The organism is Flavobacterium sp., from assembly GCF_044377315.1.
In the GTDB taxonomy this organism is placed as follows: Bacteria; Bacteroidota; Bacteroidia; order Flavobacteriales; family Flavobacteriaceae; genus Flavobacterium.
Genome location: NZ_JBILJG010000031.1, coordinates 15,302 through 33,315 on the forward strand (window position 1 = coordinate 15,302; position 18,014 = coordinate 33,315).

Consider the following 18,014-nt stretch of genomic DNA (forward strand, 5'->3'; position numbering starts at 1 on the left):
TAAAATATTTATAACAATCTTTCAATGTTTTTGCTACTTTTATGTCGCTAATTAACTATATATATAAGTATGAAAAAGAGGGCTTTAACAAATTTAACAAAAAGATTAACATTTCTATTTTTAATGAGCTTAAGTTTTTCAATTTCAGCACAAGTAACAACTTCACCAAAAGCAAAAAGTGATTTTTGGAAAAAAGTTCAATTTGGTGGTGGATTTGGACTCGGTTTTGGTTCTGGTTTTACCAATATATCTCTTGCTCCAAGTTCTATTTATAATGCTAATCAATATATTTCTATTGGACTTGGAGTTCAATATAGTTATTTAAAACAAAAAAATGTTTTTGCATCAAATATGTATGGTGGGAGCATAATAGCTTTGTTCAATCCAATACAAGAAATTCAACTTTCAGCAGAATTGGAACAACTTAGAGTAAATGTAGATTATAAAGGACTATCTTCAATATCTAATGATTTCTGGAACACTGGATTATTTGTTGGTGCTGGATATAGAATGGAAAATATAACCATTGGAGCTAGATATAATGTACTTTTTGATAATGACAAAGGTGTTTACGGAGATGCTTTGATGCCTTTTTTGAGAGTGCTTTTTTAACATCATTATTAAAAATTACTTCTTTAAGTATGGGTCTTAAATTTTTCTTTTGTTTTTTCTCAAAATATATTTAAAAGTGTTAAAATTTACCTTCTGTATCAAATGTAAATTTTTTAAACAACTCATTTTTATTTAACGTGGGCAATAATAAACCATATTGTTTAAATTGGCTTTCAATTTATAATCCCATAACAAACAGGAAAGATATTTGTTATTTATTAAAAGAAAAACATTATATGAGTAACAAAAATCTTTTTCTTTTTTTGATTTAATTATCAAAGAATAGATTCTTTTAATCCTATTGTAATGAATGACTTTACATTTACAATAATGACTGGAGTAATAAATTCGATTATCAAAAAATGGTAATCAATACCGATTTCTAAACCAAACCTTCATCCATTCTCTTTTTAAAATTAAAAAAGCTACTTGTTCTGAAAGCTGCATGATGTCTGAACCATCGAGTTTTTTTACTTCCTTTTCTGGAACATCAACTATATAAAGCAAACTCAAATATTCGGCAAATTTGTACTGAATTAACCTGTAGATTTTTTCGTGAAGCTGTATTTTTAGTTCGTTGGGCGAAGTGCTTTTGGGTAAATCAATTGGTTCGTTGGCAAAATTGAAATCCTTGTTCAATTGCTCAATCAGCTTTAGGTACAAGTTTTCTTTTTCTGCTTCAGAAAGTAAATTATCAGTGGATATTGGAGCGATATACATATTCAATTGCAATTACAAAATTCAATATCAATATCAAATTGTAATTGACTTTTGATATTATTATTTTTATACATTTCTACTCATTAAATTTTCTCCGAAAGCTTTTAACATTACTTTTTTATCATTTGAAATATTCATTTTTTCTAAAGTTTCAAATGCTTTAAAAGTATACTCTTGAATAGCTTTTTGAGTGGCTTCAGAAGCTTTGGTTTGATTAAAAATTGATTTTACCGATTCTATTTTATCCCAATTGTCACTTGGTTGTATTGAAAATAAATGGGTTAATTGCTCTTTTTCATTAGCATTAGAAAATTCCATTGCTTTCAGGTACAAATACGTTTTTTTGTTTTCAATAATATCACCACCAACTTGCTTTCCAAAAGTTTCTGGATTGCCAAAAGCATCTAAATAATCATCTTGTAATTGAAATGCTATTCCGAGGTTCAATCCAAAATTATAAATCAAATTTGCATTTTCTTCGGATGTTTCGGCTACGATTGCTCCCATTTTCATGGCTGCACCAACCAAAACGGCTGTTTTATATTCAATCATTTTTAGATATTCTGGAATCGTAACATCTTCTCTCGTTTCAAAATCGACATCATATTGTTGTCCTTCACAAACTTCTAAAGCGGTTTTACTGAACAATTTTGCTAATTCTCTAAAAATCTTTGGTTCATATTCTTCAAAATGTTGATAGGCCAAAATTAGCATTGCATCACCTGAAAGAATTCCGGTATTGACATTCCATTTTTCGTGAACTGTTTCGTTTCCTCTTCGCAATGGAGCATCATCCATAATATCATCGTGAACTAAGGAAAAATTATGAAAAACCTCAATCGCAGTTGCTGCTGCCAAAGCTTTTTTGCAATCTACATCAAATACTTCGGTCGCCATTAGTGTTAAAATTGGACGCATTCTTTTTCCGCCTAAATGAAGAATGTATTCAATAGGTTCATAAAGATTTTTTGGCTCTTTATTCAAATGCAATTCTGTGAAATAAACTGAAATAAGTTCTTGATAGTGAGAAAGTGCGTGCATTAATTCTGAGTTTAAAGTTTAAATTTTCAGGTTGTACAAAGAACGTTAAAAAAACTTGAAACTTAAAACTTGAAACTTTTACTAATGTTAAATTTATGTAAATACATTGGAAACTATTTTTGTTTTTAAAGTTTCCAACTTATATTTGCACTCGAAATAAAACATAAATTATAATGAATAGGATACAAGTAATATTGACTATCGATATAGAAAATCTTCCAAAAAATTTTTCAGAAATATTAATTAAAGAACAAGAAGTTATTGAAAAATGGAAAACGGAAGGTATTTTAGATCATCTATTTTTGAGAGAAACAAAAAATGGAGCAGTACTAATTTTCAAAGGTATAGAAGAAAGAGAAGTTAAAAACTTAATAGAAAGTTTACCTTTTTATGCTTTAAGAAAAAATATTGAATATTATAATTTAATAAAAAAGTTTTAATTAAATTGTGGTGATCCACATTTGCTGCTTATGAAAGAAAAAATCATCAAAAAAGCAACAGATATGTTCCTGAAACTTGGTTTCAAGAGTGTTACTATGGATGATATTGCTTGTGAAATGTGCATTTCTAAAAAAACAATTTACAAATATTTTAGCAACAAAGAAAATTTAATTGAAGAAGGAACAGAGGTTATTCATCAAAAAATTCATTCATTAATGGATGAAGTAGTTAGCAAGAACTTTAATGCAATTGAAGAAAATTTTGAAATGCGAAAAATGTTCAAAGAAATGTTCCAATCATTCGATCACTCACCAGCTTATCAATTAAAGAAGCATTATCCAGAAATTTATGAAAAAATGATGGCCAATGAAATTGAAGATTGCAATAAAATGTTTTCTCAAAATATTGTAAAAGGAATTCAACAAGGACTTTATAGGCAAGAAACAGATGTTGAATCGGCTACAAAGTTTTATTACACGCTTATTTTTTCAATAAACGAAAACACACAATTAGAAAGTGATGCCTATAAACTAGAAGGCAAAGCATTAGAATATCATACAAGAGCCATTGCAACACCAAAAGGAATTTTAGAACTCGAAAAACAATTAGTAAACTATATATAATAATCAATCCATGAAAAATAAACTAATGCTAACCTTGCTCTTTTTTGCTGTTTTTTTACAGGCCCAAGACAAGAAAGAATCGTTTTCTTTTACGCTAAAAGAAGCAATTGATCATGCAATTCAGCACAATTATTCAGCTATAAACGCTAATCGTGATGTTGAAGCTGCTAAGCAAAAAAAATGGGAAACAACAACCATTGGTTTGCCACAAATAAATAGTGGAATTGGGTACCAAAATAATTTTGTCATTCAAAAATCTTTGATACCAGCCGAAATTTTTGGAGGTACTCCAGGGACGTTTCAAGAAGTTGCTTTTGGTACAAAGCATAATATGATTGCATCAGGAACAATTAGTCAGCTTATTTTTGACGGTTCCTATTTGGTCGGATTACAATCGGCAAAAACCTATTTGAAAATTTCTGAAAATGCCAAAATCAAAACCAATCAGGAAATAAAAGAAATTGTAATCAATTCTTATGGAAATGTGCTTTTGGCTGACGAAAGTATTTTGATTTTACAAAAAAATAAAGTGATTCTTGAAAAAACTTTTTCAGATACAAAAGAGATTTATAGAAATGGTTTGATTGAAGAAGAAAATGTAGAACAACTCCAAATTACTCTGGCAATTATAAACAGTTCACTAGAAAATGTGAAACGTCAAAAAGAAATTGCTAATGATATGTTGAAACTAGTTTTAGGAATCGATTTGCAAAACGATTTGAGTTTAACTGACAAACTAGATGTCTTAACTCGAAACAATGTTGATTTGGTTTTACTAAAAGAAGAATTCAATGTAAATAATAATATTGATTATCAAATTGGACAAAATCTTCTAACAAGCAAGGAATTACTGTTAAAGTTAGAAAAAAGCAAAGCTTTGCCATCGCTAGGAGCTGCTTTTAATTTTGGTTATAATGCATTTGGAAATCAATTTGCTTTTTTAAATCAAGATCAACGATGGTTAAATTTTTCTAATGTGGGTGTAAATTTAAATGTTCCCATTTTTAGCAGTCTAGGAAGAAGCTCCAGAACGCAGCAAGCCAAAATTGCTTTAGAACAATCAAAAACACAGCTAACTCAAACCGAGCAACAACTGAAATTACAATTTGAAAAAGCCAAAAGCGATTACGAATTCAGTTTAGAACAGTTAACAACTTCTAAAAGCAATTTAAGTTTAGCAGAACGTATCGAAAACAAAAACCAAATCAAATTTAAAGAAGGTTTAGCTAGCAGTTTCGATTTGACAAAAGCGCAAGAACAATTATATTCTGCACAACAAAATTACTTACAATCAATGCTTGATGTAATCAATAAAAGAGCAACTTTAGAAAAATTATTAAATAAAAACTAACCAATATTTCAAAATAAAATGAGAAAAATACTTTCAATAACAGCACTTTCTATTCTACTATTTTCATGTGGTGGAAAAGAAAATAATCAGTCAATTGACGATTTAATCAAATCAAAAAACACGAAAGAACTTCAAGCCAAAAAAGCATTAATTCAAGCCGATTTAGCTAAAATTGATGATGCTTTGGCAACTTTGGTAGTTGCAAAAGATGAAGAAGCATTAGTTTCTGTTGCAACAATAAAAGACACGGTTTTCAATCATTATCTTGAAATTCAAGGAAATGTTGATACCAAAGAAAACATCTTAGTTCAACCAGAATTCAGCGGAAATCTTACTTCACTAACTGTAAAAGCTGGACAACGAGTTTCTAAAGGTCAAATTCTAGGTCGAGTTGATGATGCAGGAATGAGCCAACAATTAGCAAGTTTAGAAAATCAATATGCGTTAGCCAAAACCTCATTTGAAAGACAAAAAAATCTTTGGGATAAAAAAATTGGTTCTGAAATTCAATTTCTTCAAGCCCAAACACAAATGGTTTCTGCTCAAAAAGGGGTGGCTCAAATGAGAGCTCAATTATCTAAAACAGTAATTCGTGCTCCATTTAGCGGAACAATTGATGAGGTTTTTGTAGAAAAAGGACAAATTGTAGCGCCAAGTCAACTAGGTTTAATGAGAATTGTAAACTTATCTAATATGTATGTTTCAACATCTGTTCCTGAAACTTATATAGGAAAATTAAAAGTTGGTACCGAAGTTGATGTTTTCTTAACTTCTTTAGGAAAAGCCTACAAAGGAAGAGTACGTCAAGTTGGAAATTATTTAAACCCAAACAACAGAAGCTTCGGTATTGAAGTTAGTGTTCCAAATCCTGAAAACTTATTGCGTCCAAACCAAGTTGCAAAACTTAAAATCATTGATTACACAAGTAAAAATGCAATTGTAGTTCCAACCAATGTGGTGCAAGAAGATGGCGAAAAAAACAAATTTGTTTTCACAGTTGCTAATTCAAATGGTAAAACAGGAACTGCTAAAAAAGTTCTTGTAAAAATTGGAAAATCATCAGATAATGTTACCGAAATAGTAAGCGGATTATCTACAAATGAAATTATCGTAACCGAAGGTGTAAATAGTATTGCTGACGGAATGAAATTGAATTTCTAAAAAAAAAGTTTAAAAGGTTAAAGGTTTATAAGGTTAAAAGTTCCTTCTAAACTCTTAAACTTTTAAACTCCTAAACTAAAATTTATGAGTCACACAAATAAAGAATTCAGCATATCAAGTTGGGCAGTTGACAATCGTGTTACTGTTTATATCTTGACCTTATTAATCGTTATTACAGGAGTAATTGCTTATGTAACAATGCCTCGTGAAGATTTCCCAGAGATCATCGAAAATAAAATATACATTTCTTCTGTTTTCCCAGGAAACTCAGCCGAAGATGTTGAAAAATTAGTCATCAAACCACTTGAAAAAGAATTCAAAAACATTTCGGGTGTTGAAAAAATAACGTCAAGTTCGTTTCAAGATTATGGAATGATTATCGTTGAATTTGCCGATAAAGTAACCATTGAAGAAGCGAAAACGAAAATTAAAGACAAAGTAGATTTTTCTAAAGCAGATACCGATTGGCCAAATCTTGACAACGGAAGCAAAGTAGAACCAAATGTATTTGAACTAAACATTTCGGAAGAAGTGCCTATTTTGAATATCAATTTGCAAGGAAATTATACTACACAACAACTTAAAAAATATGGCGAATTGCTTCAAGATGATATTGAAGAAATTCCAGAAGTTAAAAAAGTAGATATTCTTGGAGTTGATGATAAAGAAGTAGAAATTGCGGTTGATATATTCAAAATGACAGCAGCACAAGTTTCGTTTGACGAAATTCAAAATGCTGTAAAATATGAAAACATGACACTTTCGGGTGGAAATTTAATCTCGCAAGGTTCCAGAAATAACATCAGAATTGTTGGTGAAATCAAAAATCCAAAAGAACTTGAAAACATTATCGTAAAATCTTATGGTGGAACAGTTTACCTAAAAGATATTGCCGTTGTTAGTTTCAAAGAAAAAGAAAAAACAACCTATGCTCGTGAAAAAGGAACTGAAGTTGTGATGTTGAATGTAAAAAAACGTTCCAATCAAAACATGATTTCGGCTATTGAGCAAGTAAAAGAAAAGCTAGAAAAAGCGGAAACTTCTTATTTGCCATCTAATTTAAAACTAACACTTTCTAACGATCAATCGTCAAGAGTTGAACACCAAGTTAGCGAACTATCAAATCACATTATTTTTGGTATTGTATTGGTAATGATTGTGTTAATGTTTACCATGGGTTTGCGAAATTCACTTTTCGTTGGAGCTGCAATTCCGCTTTCTATGTTGATGGCGTTTAGTATTCTTTCTATGTTTGGATTGACCTTAAATACCATGGTACTTTTCGGATTAGTTATGGGATTAGGAATGCTTGTTGACGACGGAATTGTGGTGGTTGATAACGTTTTTGCCAACATGAAAAAAGGAATGGATAGAGTTACGGCTTCCAAAATTGGTATTGGCGAAATCGCTTGGCCTGTAATTTCTTCAACAGCAACAACACTTATGGCGTTTTTACCATTTGCATTGTGGCCAGGAACCATGGGTAAATTCATGAAATATTTCCCAATCACATTAACAGTTACATTAACGGCTTCTTTATTTGTAGCGATGGTTGTAAATGCTGCCATGACTGGAGGTTCGATGGATATTGAAGATAAAAATGTGTCTAAAAAATCGGCTAAATTATATACTATTATATTTAGTGTTCTTGGAATTGTTTTTGTCATTTTAGGAAATTTAACAGATTCTACTTTTGCAAAAGCAATTGGTCATTTAGCTATAATTTCTCTTGGATTAATGTGGTTGTACAAATTAAAATTATACCAATGGACACAAGATTTTCAACATAACTTTTTTCCAAAAATGGAAGATAAATACAAGAATTTCTTGGCTAAGATTTTAACAGGCAAAAAAGCTTGGTTTGCTTTGGCAGGAATCATCGTATTGTTGTTTTTCTCTTTCATTTTACTTGGAATTTTCCCTAGAAAAGTATTGTTTTTTCCAGAAAACACGCCAAATCAAGTAATCACTTATATTGAATATCCGCAAGGAACTGACATTCAAAAAACCAATAAAGCCACTTTATTTGTAGAAAAACAAGTCATCAGTATTTTGAGCAAATATGTAGATGAAACTACCAAAGAAAACTTCTTGGCAGAATCTATTGTCTCTCAAGTGGGTGTTGGCGCAGGAAATCCAAATGTGGATGCAGGTTCAGCATCGGAAACTCCATTTAAAGGAAAAGTAACGGTAAATTTCTCCGAATTTAAATTCCGTCGAGATATTGATACTAATGTAATTCTTGAAGAAATTCGTGCTAAAGTAAAAGGTATCGCAGGCGCAACTGTAACGGTCGAAAAAGATGCAAATGGACCGCCAGCAGGTTATCCAATCAGTATTCAATTGACAGGAACTGACTATGATTTGATGTTGAAAGAAGCTGACAAAATGATTGCTTTTATTGATGCCAAAAACATTCCAGGAATTGAACGTTTAAGCGTTGATGTAAACAAAGAAAGTCCTGAGTTGGAAGTAAAAGTCGATAGAGTTAGCGCAGGAAGTTTAGGTGTTTCAACTGGACAATTAGGTTTCAATTTGCGTCGTTCGGTTTATGGTCAAGAAATCTCTACATATAAAGAAGGTGATGACGATTATAATATCACAATGCGAATGCAAGAAGACCAACGCAAGAACGAAAATGTATTGTTCAATCAATCATTAACGTTCCGTAATCAAAACAATGGTCAGATGATGCAAGTGCCAATTTCGGCAGTTTCTCAAACAGAAAAAACGACTACTTATAACCAAATCAAAAGAAAAAACCAAAAACGAATCATGACGGTTTATTCTAATGTTTTGACAGGTTTTAATGGTGACGAAATTTCAAAACAAATTCAAACGGAATTAAAAGGATATGAATTACCAAAAACAGTAACGTATTCGTTTTCAGGAGTTCAAGAAGAACAAGGAAAAAACCAAAGTTTCTTGATGTATGCGTTGTTTTTAGCCTTGGCAGGAATCACAATTATTATTGTTTTACAATTTAATTCGGTTTCTAAAACAATGGTAATTTTATTTACAGTTATCTTGAGTTTTAGTGGTGTTTTCTACGGTTATGTCATTGCAAATATGGATTTCGTAATCCTAATGACCATGATGGGAATCATTTCTCTTGCCGGAATTGTGGTGAAAAACGGAATTGTATTAATGGATTTCTTTGTGCTTTTATTAGATAAAAAAGTAGCTGACAAGCATTTATCTAGCCACGAAGATTTATCGCTTGAAGAAATAAAAGAAGTAATCATCGAATCAGGAAAATCACGTTTACGTCCAGTATTATTGACAGCTTTAACAGCAGTTTTAGGATTAATTCCATTAGCAATTGGATTAAACTTTGACTTCTTTTCTTTAATTACAGACTTAAATCCACATATATTTATTGGTGGAGACAACGTAATGTTTTGGGGACCATTAGCATGGACTATCATCTTCGGATTGACTTATGCGACAGTTTTAACTTTGGTTATGGTTCCAGTAATGTTCTACTTAGTAAAACGAGTAAAATATTGGTTGCGTGATCGAAGAGAAAGTAGAAGAATGGCAGAAGAAATCTAAAATAATAAATTGTTTATAGAAGGCTCGCAAATTTGTGAGCCTTTTTTTATATTGCACAAAAATCAAAAATCATGAGAAAACTACTTCTTCTTGCAACCTTGTTTTTTATTATTTCGTGCCAGGAAAATGAGAAAACACAAACCATAAAAATTAAAAATCAATATAGTTTAGACTTGCCAGAAAGTTTGTCATTAGCAACCAATCTCAACACCGATGCTTCTTTGCAATATCAAAATGTTTTTGACGATTTATACGTTATCGTAATCGATGAATCCAAGCAAGTAATCAATTCTTATATAGACGACAACACCGATTTTCCTCCAAATTTGAATGGTTATACTCAATTATTAAAAAGCGGTTTACAAACTTCGGTTACCAATCCAATATTTTCTAAAACAGAAAAAAAACAACTAAATGGGTCAAAATCACATCAAATTTCTTTATCCGGAAAAGTTGATGATTACGAAATTTACTATGAGTTTGCGCATATCGAAGGCAAAAATCATTACTACCAAGTTTTTGTATGGACATCTTTAGAAAAAAAGGAGAAACTTTCTACCAAAATGAAAAAAATAATCAACTCTTTCAAAGAATTGAAAAGTAGAGGAAGGTGATTTTTTTTAAGGAGCGAATGTTTCGGGCTTTTCAGTGATGGTAATTCCCGCTACTGGAACTCGCTTTAACTTTGTTAAGAGCTCAAACAATTCCAGTATCGGGGCTAGTTAGTGAATCATTTTTGTGAAAATAATGATTTACTAACAGCCTTTATTTTATTTTCGATTTTAATATTTTTTTTTACCTTCCTTAATAATCAACAATCTCTCATACAATTCGTATGCTTTTTCCGAATCATGATTGATGGTTATATTACTTGCCGAACCACCTTTTTGATTATTACTTATCAACGAATACTTGTCATCTGATAGCAATAACTTTTCAGTTTTAATAGTATATAATTTACAAATGTAATCAATTTTAGTTGTCCAAGTAGAAGCTTCACCTTTCACCATTCTTAAATAGGTTGATTCTGAAATTTGCAACTTTTGCAAAATATCTTCTAGTGAAAAACCATTCGCTTTTCGCAACTCTTTTAATTTTTCTCCAACTGACTTGTTCATAATTTGATTTTTTGTTTCAATAAATAGAAAATAAAAAGTCATTTTATGACACTATCAACATAAATTTTATTTAACTAATTTTAACAAGTTAATACTATAAAAAATTAGCCTAAAAATGAATAAAATTTAATTAAATCTATAAACATGAAAAAGTTTAAGTTTTTTAAAGATGGTTTTAAATATAAATTACTATGTGTTATAGTAATTTTGTTTTGTAATAATCTAAATGCACAAGTCGCCCCTATCGCACTAAAATGGGATAAAACGGGCTGCCAAGCCAACTTGGTAGATCAAATAAACTTTGATAGTAATTTTTCAACTGCAACTTGCCTAAAAGTTTGCCAAAACAGCATGATGAATTATAGATTGATAGGATCAAATTTGCCAAATGTAACCAATGTAGAATGGACAGTTACGGGCGGCGAAATAGAAACAAATAAAGAATTTGCAGTAATTAATTGGGACGATACCAATTCGGGATTAATCGATATAAAATTAACTTTTATAGACAACACAGTCGTTCAACGTACTATTTGTGTAGAAAAGATGGAGAGTCAATTGATCTTATCTTGGGACAGAATAGGATGTCAAAACGAAGATAATAATATAAGCGAAATAAAATACAGTAACATATCTTTATCAAACCCGTGTTTAAAGGTTTGTAAAGATACAAAACCTACATTTAGTCTCAATGGAGATAATTTAGCTAACATCCAAACTATACAATGGCTTGTTACAGGAGGCGTGGCAGAAACACCAAACGATTTCAAAACCAATATAGTGTGGAATGCTACGAACACAGGATATATTACCGTTAGAATTAAGTATTTTACAGGAACAATTGTTCAAAAAAGTATCTGTATAAATAAAATAAACTCTTCATTGCTACTAGAATGGGAAAAGATAGACGAAAATACGGTACATGAAGTAAAGTTGGTCAATACAGAGGCCAATAAAGAGTCTATATTAATATATGAAAATAGTGTTGTAGATTATACCATAAAAGGAACCAACAAAAGCACAATTACAAGTGTTAATTGGGAGGTAATTGGTGGTTTCACGGAGAACGCAACGGGGTTTACAGTGCCTGTAATTTGGACTGATGAGGCTGTTAAAGAATTAATAGTACATATTAATTATGTAGATGGCACAACATCAGAAGAGAAGTTTGCAGTACTTAGTAAAGCAGCAGCACCTGGCGGTGGTACTGGAGCCTATAACACAATTGAATTTGAATACGATAATGCAGGCAACCAAACCAGAAGGAAGTTTATTTATTTATCAGCAAGACCATCTAGTAATTCTATAACTCAAAAAGAAAAGATGGTAGCAAAACAAGAAGATTATATAGAAAGTGATATTTATCCTGAAATATCCTATTATCCTAATCCTGTTCGATCAGAATTATTTATCAAATGGACAGACACCACAGAAAAAGATATTCAAACCATTGAATTATATGATTTGAGTGGTAAACTTTTTATGACCTATAAAAATCAAAGTAGTCTTGACGCCAATACTATTAATTTTGAAAATTACCCAACGGGTATTTATAATATTATGTTATTATACAATTCTGGTGAAATAAAAAACTTAAAAGTTGTTAAACAATAATAGTAATTACATATGAAAAGAATTTTAAAATCTCAACTATCAAAGTACAATACAATTGTAATTTTATTATTTGTTTACAGTATAAGTTTAGCACAAAACTTTCAAGATACCAAAGGAGAATTAAGTATTTCCAGTTCAGGAACAGCTAACTATACTATCCCTATTGCCACACCACCAAGTTTAAACGGAGTAGCACCAATGATAAACCTCAGCTATAACAGCGGGGCAAGAGGCGGTATTGCGGGGCAAGGCTGGAGTATTTCTAGTATATCTAGCATAACGCGCATTGCAACAAGACAAGATATAGATGGTTTTAGAGATGGAGTTGATTTTGACGACAATGATAAATTAGCATTAGACGGGCAACGACTACTTTTAAAAACAGGAACGTATTGGGCAAATAATTCAACTTATGAAACGGAATATAAAAGCAATATAAAGATTGAGCTTATTATTCATACTCCATCGTCAATTACTGGACCGACAAGAAGTTTTATTGTAACACAACCAGATGGTTCAAGAACATGGTATGGATCTCGACAAGGCGATAACATTGGCTATTCAAGAACTTCTCGTAATGCATGGTATATAGTTAGACATGAAGATGTTTACGGTAATTCTATAAATTATGAGTATCTCACTTTTAGTTCTGCTACTGTAGCAAATTCTAGCAACCTTTATATCTCGCAGATAAAGTTTGGTGGTAATGAAAGCCAATCGTTACCACATATTAACAGCATAAATTTTCACTACACAGAGCTAGCTCGTAAAGAGAGAGACTTTATTATTGGTAAAAGCACATCAGGCATTGTTACATCTTCTAATCCAAGCTATGCTTCACAACTGTTAGATTACATAACGGTTACTACCCAAAATAACCTGTTTAGAAAATATGAGATATCACATATCTCTGATGATGATGGGTACCAGCGCGTATCTGAAATAAAGGAAATAAATGGCGCATTGGAAGAGTCGAACCCAATTAAATTTTTTTATGACACTACACCAACATCAACATCAGTTGCTACAAAATCGTATGTAAACAACTTAGCCTTTGAAAACATTAGTTTGGCGGGAGATTTTGATGGTGATGGAAGAATTGATTTTGGGGCTGGTAATCAATTATATACAAACTTATTTGCAGCAAATTCTGGAAATATCCCAATCAACATGCCTAACTTCGGTACCAAAATATTTCCTGCTACAACAATAACAGATAATAAACTAAATCAAAAACAATCAGTTATTAAAGTTAATGAAACGTTAAATTCTATAGAATTTCATTCTTATGCATTAAATGGGAATAGTCAATTTGTCAACAATAACTCCAAAATAATTGCATTTAACAATGTAGTTCCTTGTTTTGATAATTGTGGTTTTACAAGTTATGGAGAGCCTATTAATAATTATGAGAGCCAATGTGCCAACCCTCCAAGCGTAAAAACTTCAAATAAGTTTTTAGAGGGCGATTATAATGGTGACGGTATAAGTGAGGTTCTTATATTTAGCTTTAATGAAACAGAATCTTACAACCAAGATGAAAGTGGCCCCGCTCAAGTAGATCACTTATTTTCAAACAACAATAATAATGGTAATACTAATAACTTCATGCCTCCTGGGGAAACCATTTTTCCTTGTGATTATGAAAAATATGTCTCAACAACTTTTAATAATTTAAGGTTAGTTGATTTAAATCCATCTGCATCAGTAGATGAAAATTCACAAGGAAATACAACTATGGCTAACGGCAGTTTTTTACAAGGTAATCAACGATTTGTAGCTGATTTTAATTCTGATGGAAAAGCAGATATAATGGTAATTCACGGTTCAAATTCTTATAGAATAGTTGGTTTTAAACAATTAAACCAATCTCCTTGGGTTGAATTAGAACTCTTGGGTGAAGGGATTCTTGATGCTTATTCTCCTACAAAACAACTACTTTTTGGCGACTATAACGGCGATGGAAAAACCGATATTATGCTGCCCGATACCGAAGGCGGAAGCGGTCATACAGTTTGGCATATTTATTACAGTAATCCAAATCCAAATGGAGGTGAGTTTTTTGTTAAAGAATCTCATACTATTGTAGAATATTGGCCCAACACTGGTAATACTTATAACAATCAAATGCATTGGAGTAATTATTATGCTATGGATGTTAATAAGGATGGAAAATCTGATTTAGTTCGTTTTTGGAGAAAATACACCAAGCCTGATTCAGATTGGTGGAATCCCACCACATGGACAATAAACGATCACGATACGTATTGGAGTGTTGCTGCTTATACAAATACTATTGGAAAAACTGGAGCAGCGGGTTTCACATATACATATCATTCAGGTGAGTTTTATTCTGATTCTCCATGGTTACCTACACCAGTTGCGGGCAATTTTAAACAGTCAAGAGGAAATACAGATTTGGTAGTTGTTCTAGCTCACCACAACAAGTTGCAATATTTTAATTTCAACAAAGACTTCAATAAAGACAATAGACTACTACAAGTAAAAGAGTCTAATGATAAAATTGTACATACAATTCAGTACTCCGCTATGGAAGCCCCAGGAGGTGGACTAGGTAATCCTCAAACTGACTTTTATTCTTCCACTAATACAGCAACCTATCCGAATATTGAGTTAATTAAAAACCCTACTTCCTTTTTGGTTTCTAAACTTACAGCAACAGTTAATGGAGTTTCTAAACATCAAGACTTTAGATACAATGGCTATGTTTCCAATTTTGTTTATGGAAGTGTTGGATTTAAACGAACTACCAGAAGTAGTTGGTACGTACAACAGTCTGACCCCAAAATTTGGACAACTGAAAATAATGATATCAGTTTAAGAGGTGCTAACACCATTACATGGAGTAGTACAAACGGTCTTACAGTGTTTGAAACAACCCCAACCGATTTATTGAGTACCAAAACCAATTATTTTAGCACCTATACTTTCCCATCAAAAGTGTATAATGTTTTACTCAATCAACAAACCACTCTTGATGCGCTTACTGGAGTAAAAGTTGATAAACTATATTCTTATGATGGTACAGTTGATACGCTGGGTACTTATGGTTTGCAAACATCAGTTACTACCAATTATTATAATGGTACCACTTTACAAGGTACGACCACAACTAATACTCCAATAGAAGAGTATGCCAACAACCCAACAGGAGTTGGTAATACTTTTTATATTGGCAAACCTAAAAAAGTCACTACTACAAGTACAATATACAATGCAGATGGTTTTACTGATACTAGGACATCGGAAGAAAAATATACCTATGAGGGTGCTAACATAACCAAAAAAGAGAAAAAAGGTCACAACACCGATTACCTAGTAGAAGATATGACATATGATGCAGTCGGGAATCTTTTGACCAAAACAGTCTCTATACCAACAGCTTCTCCTGCTATCGCCTCAAGAACGATTGCTGATGAATATGAACCAACCAAACGTTTTGTAAAAAAGAAAATCGACCACCAAGACTTTGTTACTGAACTTGAATATAACGCACTTGGACAAGTAAAAAAATCAACAAATTATCTAGGGGTTGTTAGCGAATTTAGTTATGACAATTGGGGCAAACTTACCCAAAGTAAAACCACTAATGCAACAGCAACGCAACTTATTACTGCAACCAGTTATGTAAAAAATGCAGATGGCGGTTATACAGTAACTAGTTTAAACAGCTCTGGCGACAACGCTAGAAGCAAAACAACCTATGATGTTTTAGGTAGAGTTGTCAAAACGACTACCAAAGGTTTTGCCAATAATAGCGAAATATCCAAAACTATAGAGTATGATGCACTGGGTAGAAAATTTAAAGAAAGTGAACCTTTTTTTACTAGTGCCTCTAAGTTTACAGAATATACTTATGATAATTTACACCGTCCAATACAAGTTAAATTACCTACATCAAGAATACAAACACTATCCTACAGCGGACTCACAACGACTAGTGTTGATGATGGCAAAACAACAACAATAACTGTTGATGCTTTAGGTAATAAAGTAGCGACTACCGACCCAGGCGGAACTATCAATTTTACCTATTTTGCTAATGGTGCTTTGAAAAAAACCAATTACGGAGGTCACGAAATAACTCATACTATAGACGGTTGGGGTAATAAGATATCAACTTTCGACCCAAATGCAGGTAACCCTTCTGGACCAAATGGAGGAAATTATTCTTATAGTTATGATCCCTTTGGGCAAATATTGACAGAAACAACACCAAAAGGCACCACCACCTATACCTATGATGATGATGGTAAAGTGCTAACCAAAAAAGCCATTGGAGATGGAGCTGATTTTAATACAATTTATGCTTATAATGATTTTGCTCAGTTGGAAAGTGAAACTACCACTACAACGGCAGGTGCCTCTATTGATACCTATGGCTACACATACGACAGCTATCATAGACTAACCATAACATCCGAAAACAATGCTTACCTTGAGCATACTAAAACAATTGGCTACGATGCAATAGGTAGAATAGCTACAGAGACAAATTGGACAAAGGAAAAATCGGCAGCCAATTTTGAATCATCAGTTATTACCAAATATGGTTATAATACCTATAACGGTATTTTAGAAAAACTTACTGATAACAACAATGCTGCATTATGGCAACTGGTCACTGCCAACGAGAAAATGCAAACTCTTACTGCAAATTTAGGTAACGGTGCAGGAGTTATCAATATTACTAACACCTATAACACCGATTATTACCTAACCAACCAAAAGCATTTAAAAGGAACAACCTTTGTCGTAAATAATGTATATAACTTTGATGCTGTAAAAGGAAACTTAATGAGTAGGCAAAACCTAGCACCGGGTATGAATATTACGGAAAGTTTTACCTACGATCCACAAGATCAAGACAGATTAAAAACATGGACAAACCCAGTAACAGGAGTACTTGACTCTAATGTTTATGATGACAGAGGCAGAATAACGAGTAACAATAAGCTAGGAACTGTAAGCTATAATGGAGATTATGCAACGGGTATTTACCGTAAGGATAGAATAGCGCTTAATTCCGAAGGCAAGGCTTATTATAATGCATTAAACGGTAACCAAATTGTTGCCTACAATATGTTTAAAAGTCCTATAAGTATAAACGAGAGCAATAAAGGCAAATGCAACTTTATGTACAACTCACATGCTTCAAGAAGCAGAATGTTGTATGATAATAGAGCCATTGCACCAAGTACCACAAGATTACAACGCAAAACCAAGTTATATACCGACGATGGTAGTACCGAAGTTACATACGACCATGTTGCCAATACCATAAAAATTATTACTTTTGCGGGAGGTGATGCCTATAGCGCTGTTTTGTATAACGAAAAAACGCGAAGCGCAACAGGAACAGTAACTACTGTTAACAATTATTTACACAGGGATTATTTAGGTAGTATCATTGCTATTACTGATAACGCAGGTGTAGCCATAGAGAAACGCCATTTTGATGCGTGGGGTAACTTAGCAAAAATTGTAAACTCAAGTAATGTTGCCTTGCCACTGGCTAACGGACTAGTAGTATTAGACAGAGGTTATACAGGTCACGAGCATCTCAAGGAAGTGGGACTAATACACATGAATGGTCGTTTGTACGACCCCGTATTGCGAAGTTTCCTAATGCCCGATAACTTTGTACAACAACCTGAGAATACCCAGAATTATAATAGGTATTCATACGTTCTTAACAATCCTTTGCGCTATACCGACCCAAGTGGAGAGGAACTAATATCATTTACAACAGCAATT

12 protein-coding genes are annotated in these 18,014 nt (G+C 32.3%); 9 read left to right on the forward strand and 3 right to left on the reverse strand.

Annotation, left to right across the window (positions count from 1 at the left end; all coding sequences use genetic code 11):
* Positions 1–123 precede the first annotated feature (123 nt).
* Positions 124–612, forward strand: a complete 489-nt coding sequence (locus tag ACIQ66_RS09790) for a hypothetical protein (RefSeq protein WP_396212621.1) — start codon at positions 124–126, stop codon at positions 610–612.
* A gap of 369 nt (positions 613–981) precedes the next feature.
* On the opposite strand, the gene ACIQ66_RS09795 is transcribed toward ACIQ66_RS09790, so the two are convergent.
* On the reverse strand, positions 982–1,332 hold the full coding sequence (locus ACIQ66_RS09795; RefSeq protein ID WP_396212623.1) for a hypothetical protein: 351 nt from the start codon (positions 1,330–1,332) through the stop codon (positions 982–984).
* A 66-nt stretch (positions 1,333–1,398) separates the two neighbouring features.
* Positions 1,399–2,373, reverse strand: a complete 975-nt coding sequence (locus ACIQ66_RS09800) for a polyprenyl synthetase family protein (RefSeq protein ID WP_396212624.1) — start codon at positions 2,371–2,373, stop codon at positions 1,399–1,401.
* Positions 2,374–2,546: 173 nt separating this feature from the next.
* Here ACIQ66_RS09800 and ACIQ66_RS09805 point away from each other — a divergent pair, with 173 nt between their 5' ends.
* The 6 genes from ACIQ66_RS09805 (at position 2,547) to ACIQ66_RS09830 (ending at position 10,118) form a co-directional block, all read left to right on the forward strand.
* On the forward strand, positions 2,547–2,813 hold the full coding sequence (locus tag ACIQ66_RS09805) for a hypothetical protein (RefSeq protein WP_396212625.1): 267 nt from the start codon (positions 2,547–2,549) through the stop codon (positions 2,811–2,813).
* Positions 2,814–2,843: 30 nt separating this feature from the next.
* Positions 2,844–3,437, forward strand: a complete 594-nt coding sequence (locus tag ACIQ66_RS09810) for a TetR/AcrR family transcriptional regulator (RefSeq protein WP_396212626.1) — start codon at positions 2,844–2,846, stop codon at positions 3,435–3,437.
* A gap of 10 nt (positions 3,438–3,447) precedes the next feature.
* Entirely contained in the window at positions 3,448–4,788 is a 1,341-nt protein-coding gene (locus ACIQ66_RS09815; protein WP_396212627.1) for a TolC family protein, read from the forward strand.
* A gap of 18 nt (positions 4,789–4,806) precedes the next feature.
* Complete coding sequence (locus ACIQ66_RS09820) at positions 4,807–5,949, forward strand: efflux RND transporter periplasmic adaptor subunit (RefSeq protein WP_396212628.1); 1,143 nt, start codon at positions 4,807–4,809, stop codon at positions 5,947–5,949.
* Between the two features lie 84 nt (positions 5,950–6,033).
* Positions 6,034–9,504 (forward strand): efflux RND transporter permease subunit, encoded by a 3,471-nt coding sequence (locus ACIQ66_RS09825; protein WP_396212629.1) that lies wholly within the window; start codon positions 6,034–6,036, stop codon positions 9,502–9,504.
* A gap of 71 nt (positions 9,505–9,575) precedes the next feature.
* Positions 9,576–10,118, forward strand: coding sequence for a hypothetical protein (locus ACIQ66_RS09830; protein ID WP_396212630.1), 543 nt, complete (start codon positions 9,576–9,578; stop codon positions 10,116–10,118).
* 168 nt (positions 10,119–10,286) lie between these two features.
* Here the strand turns inward: ACIQ66_RS09830 and ACIQ66_RS09835 are convergent, their stop codons facing one another.
* On the reverse strand, positions 10,287–10,622 hold the full coding sequence (locus tag ACIQ66_RS09835; protein ID WP_396212631.1) for a hypothetical protein: 336 nt from the start codon (positions 10,620–10,622) through the stop codon (positions 10,287–10,289).
* 144 nt (positions 10,623–10,766) lie between these two features.
* On the opposite strand from ACIQ66_RS09835, the gene ACIQ66_RS09840 reads away from it, so the two are divergent.
* Positions 10,767–12,236, forward strand: coding sequence for a T9SS type A sorting domain-containing protein (locus ACIQ66_RS09840; RefSeq protein WP_396212632.1), 1,470 nt, complete (start codon positions 10,767–10,769; stop codon positions 12,234–12,236).
* A gap of 12 nt (positions 12,237–12,248) precedes the next feature.
* Positions 12,249–18,014 (forward strand): RHS repeat-associated core domain-containing protein (locus tag ACIQ66_RS09845; RefSeq protein WP_396212633.1); only part of this gene is annotated, 5,766 nt, incomplete at its 3' end.

Bases quoted from the DNA above. Each gene is read 5' to 3' on its own strand.
- ACIQ66_RS09840 (WP_396212632.1), top strand. From the start codon at position 10,767: ATGAAAAAGTTTAAGTTTTTTAAAGATGGTTTTAAATATAAATTACTA.
- ACIQ66_RS09820 (WP_396212628.1), top strand. From the start codon at position 4,807: ATGAGAAAAATACTTTCAATAACAGCACTTTCTATTCTACTATTTTCA.
- ACIQ66_RS09830 (WP_396212630.1), top strand. From the start codon at position 9,576: ATGAGAAAACTACTTCTTCTTGCAACCTTGTTTTTTATTATTTCGTGC.
- ACIQ66_RS09800 (WP_396212624.1), bottom strand. From the start codon at position 2,373: ATGCACGCACTTTCTCACTATCAAGAACTTATTTCAGTTTATTTCACA.
- ACIQ66_RS09835 (WP_396212631.1), bottom strand. From the start codon at position 10,622: ATGAACAAGTCAGTTGGAGAAAAATTAAAAGAGTTGCGAAAAGCGAAT.
- ACIQ66_RS09805 (WP_396212625.1), top strand. From the start codon at position 2,547: ATGAATAGGATACAAGTAATATTGACTATCGATATAGAAAATCTTCCA.
- ACIQ66_RS09810 (WP_396212626.1), top strand. From the start codon at position 2,844: ATGAAAGAAAAAATCATCAAAAAAGCAACAGATATGTTCCTGAAACTT.
- ACIQ66_RS09825 (WP_396212629.1), top strand. From the start codon at position 6,034: ATGAGTCACACAAATAAAGAATTCAGCATATCAAGTTGGGCAGTTGAC.
- ACIQ66_RS09795 (WP_396212623.1), bottom strand. From the start codon at position 1,332: ATGTATATCGCTCCAATATCCACTGATAATTTACTTTCTGAAGCAGAA.
- ACIQ66_RS09790 (WP_396212621.1), top strand. From the start codon at position 124: ATGAGCTTAAGTTTTTCAATTTCAGCACAAGTAACAACTTCACCAAAA.
- ACIQ66_RS09815 (WP_396212627.1), top strand. From the start codon at position 3,448: ATGAAAAATAAACTAATGCTAACCTTGCTCTTTTTTGCTGTTTTTTTA.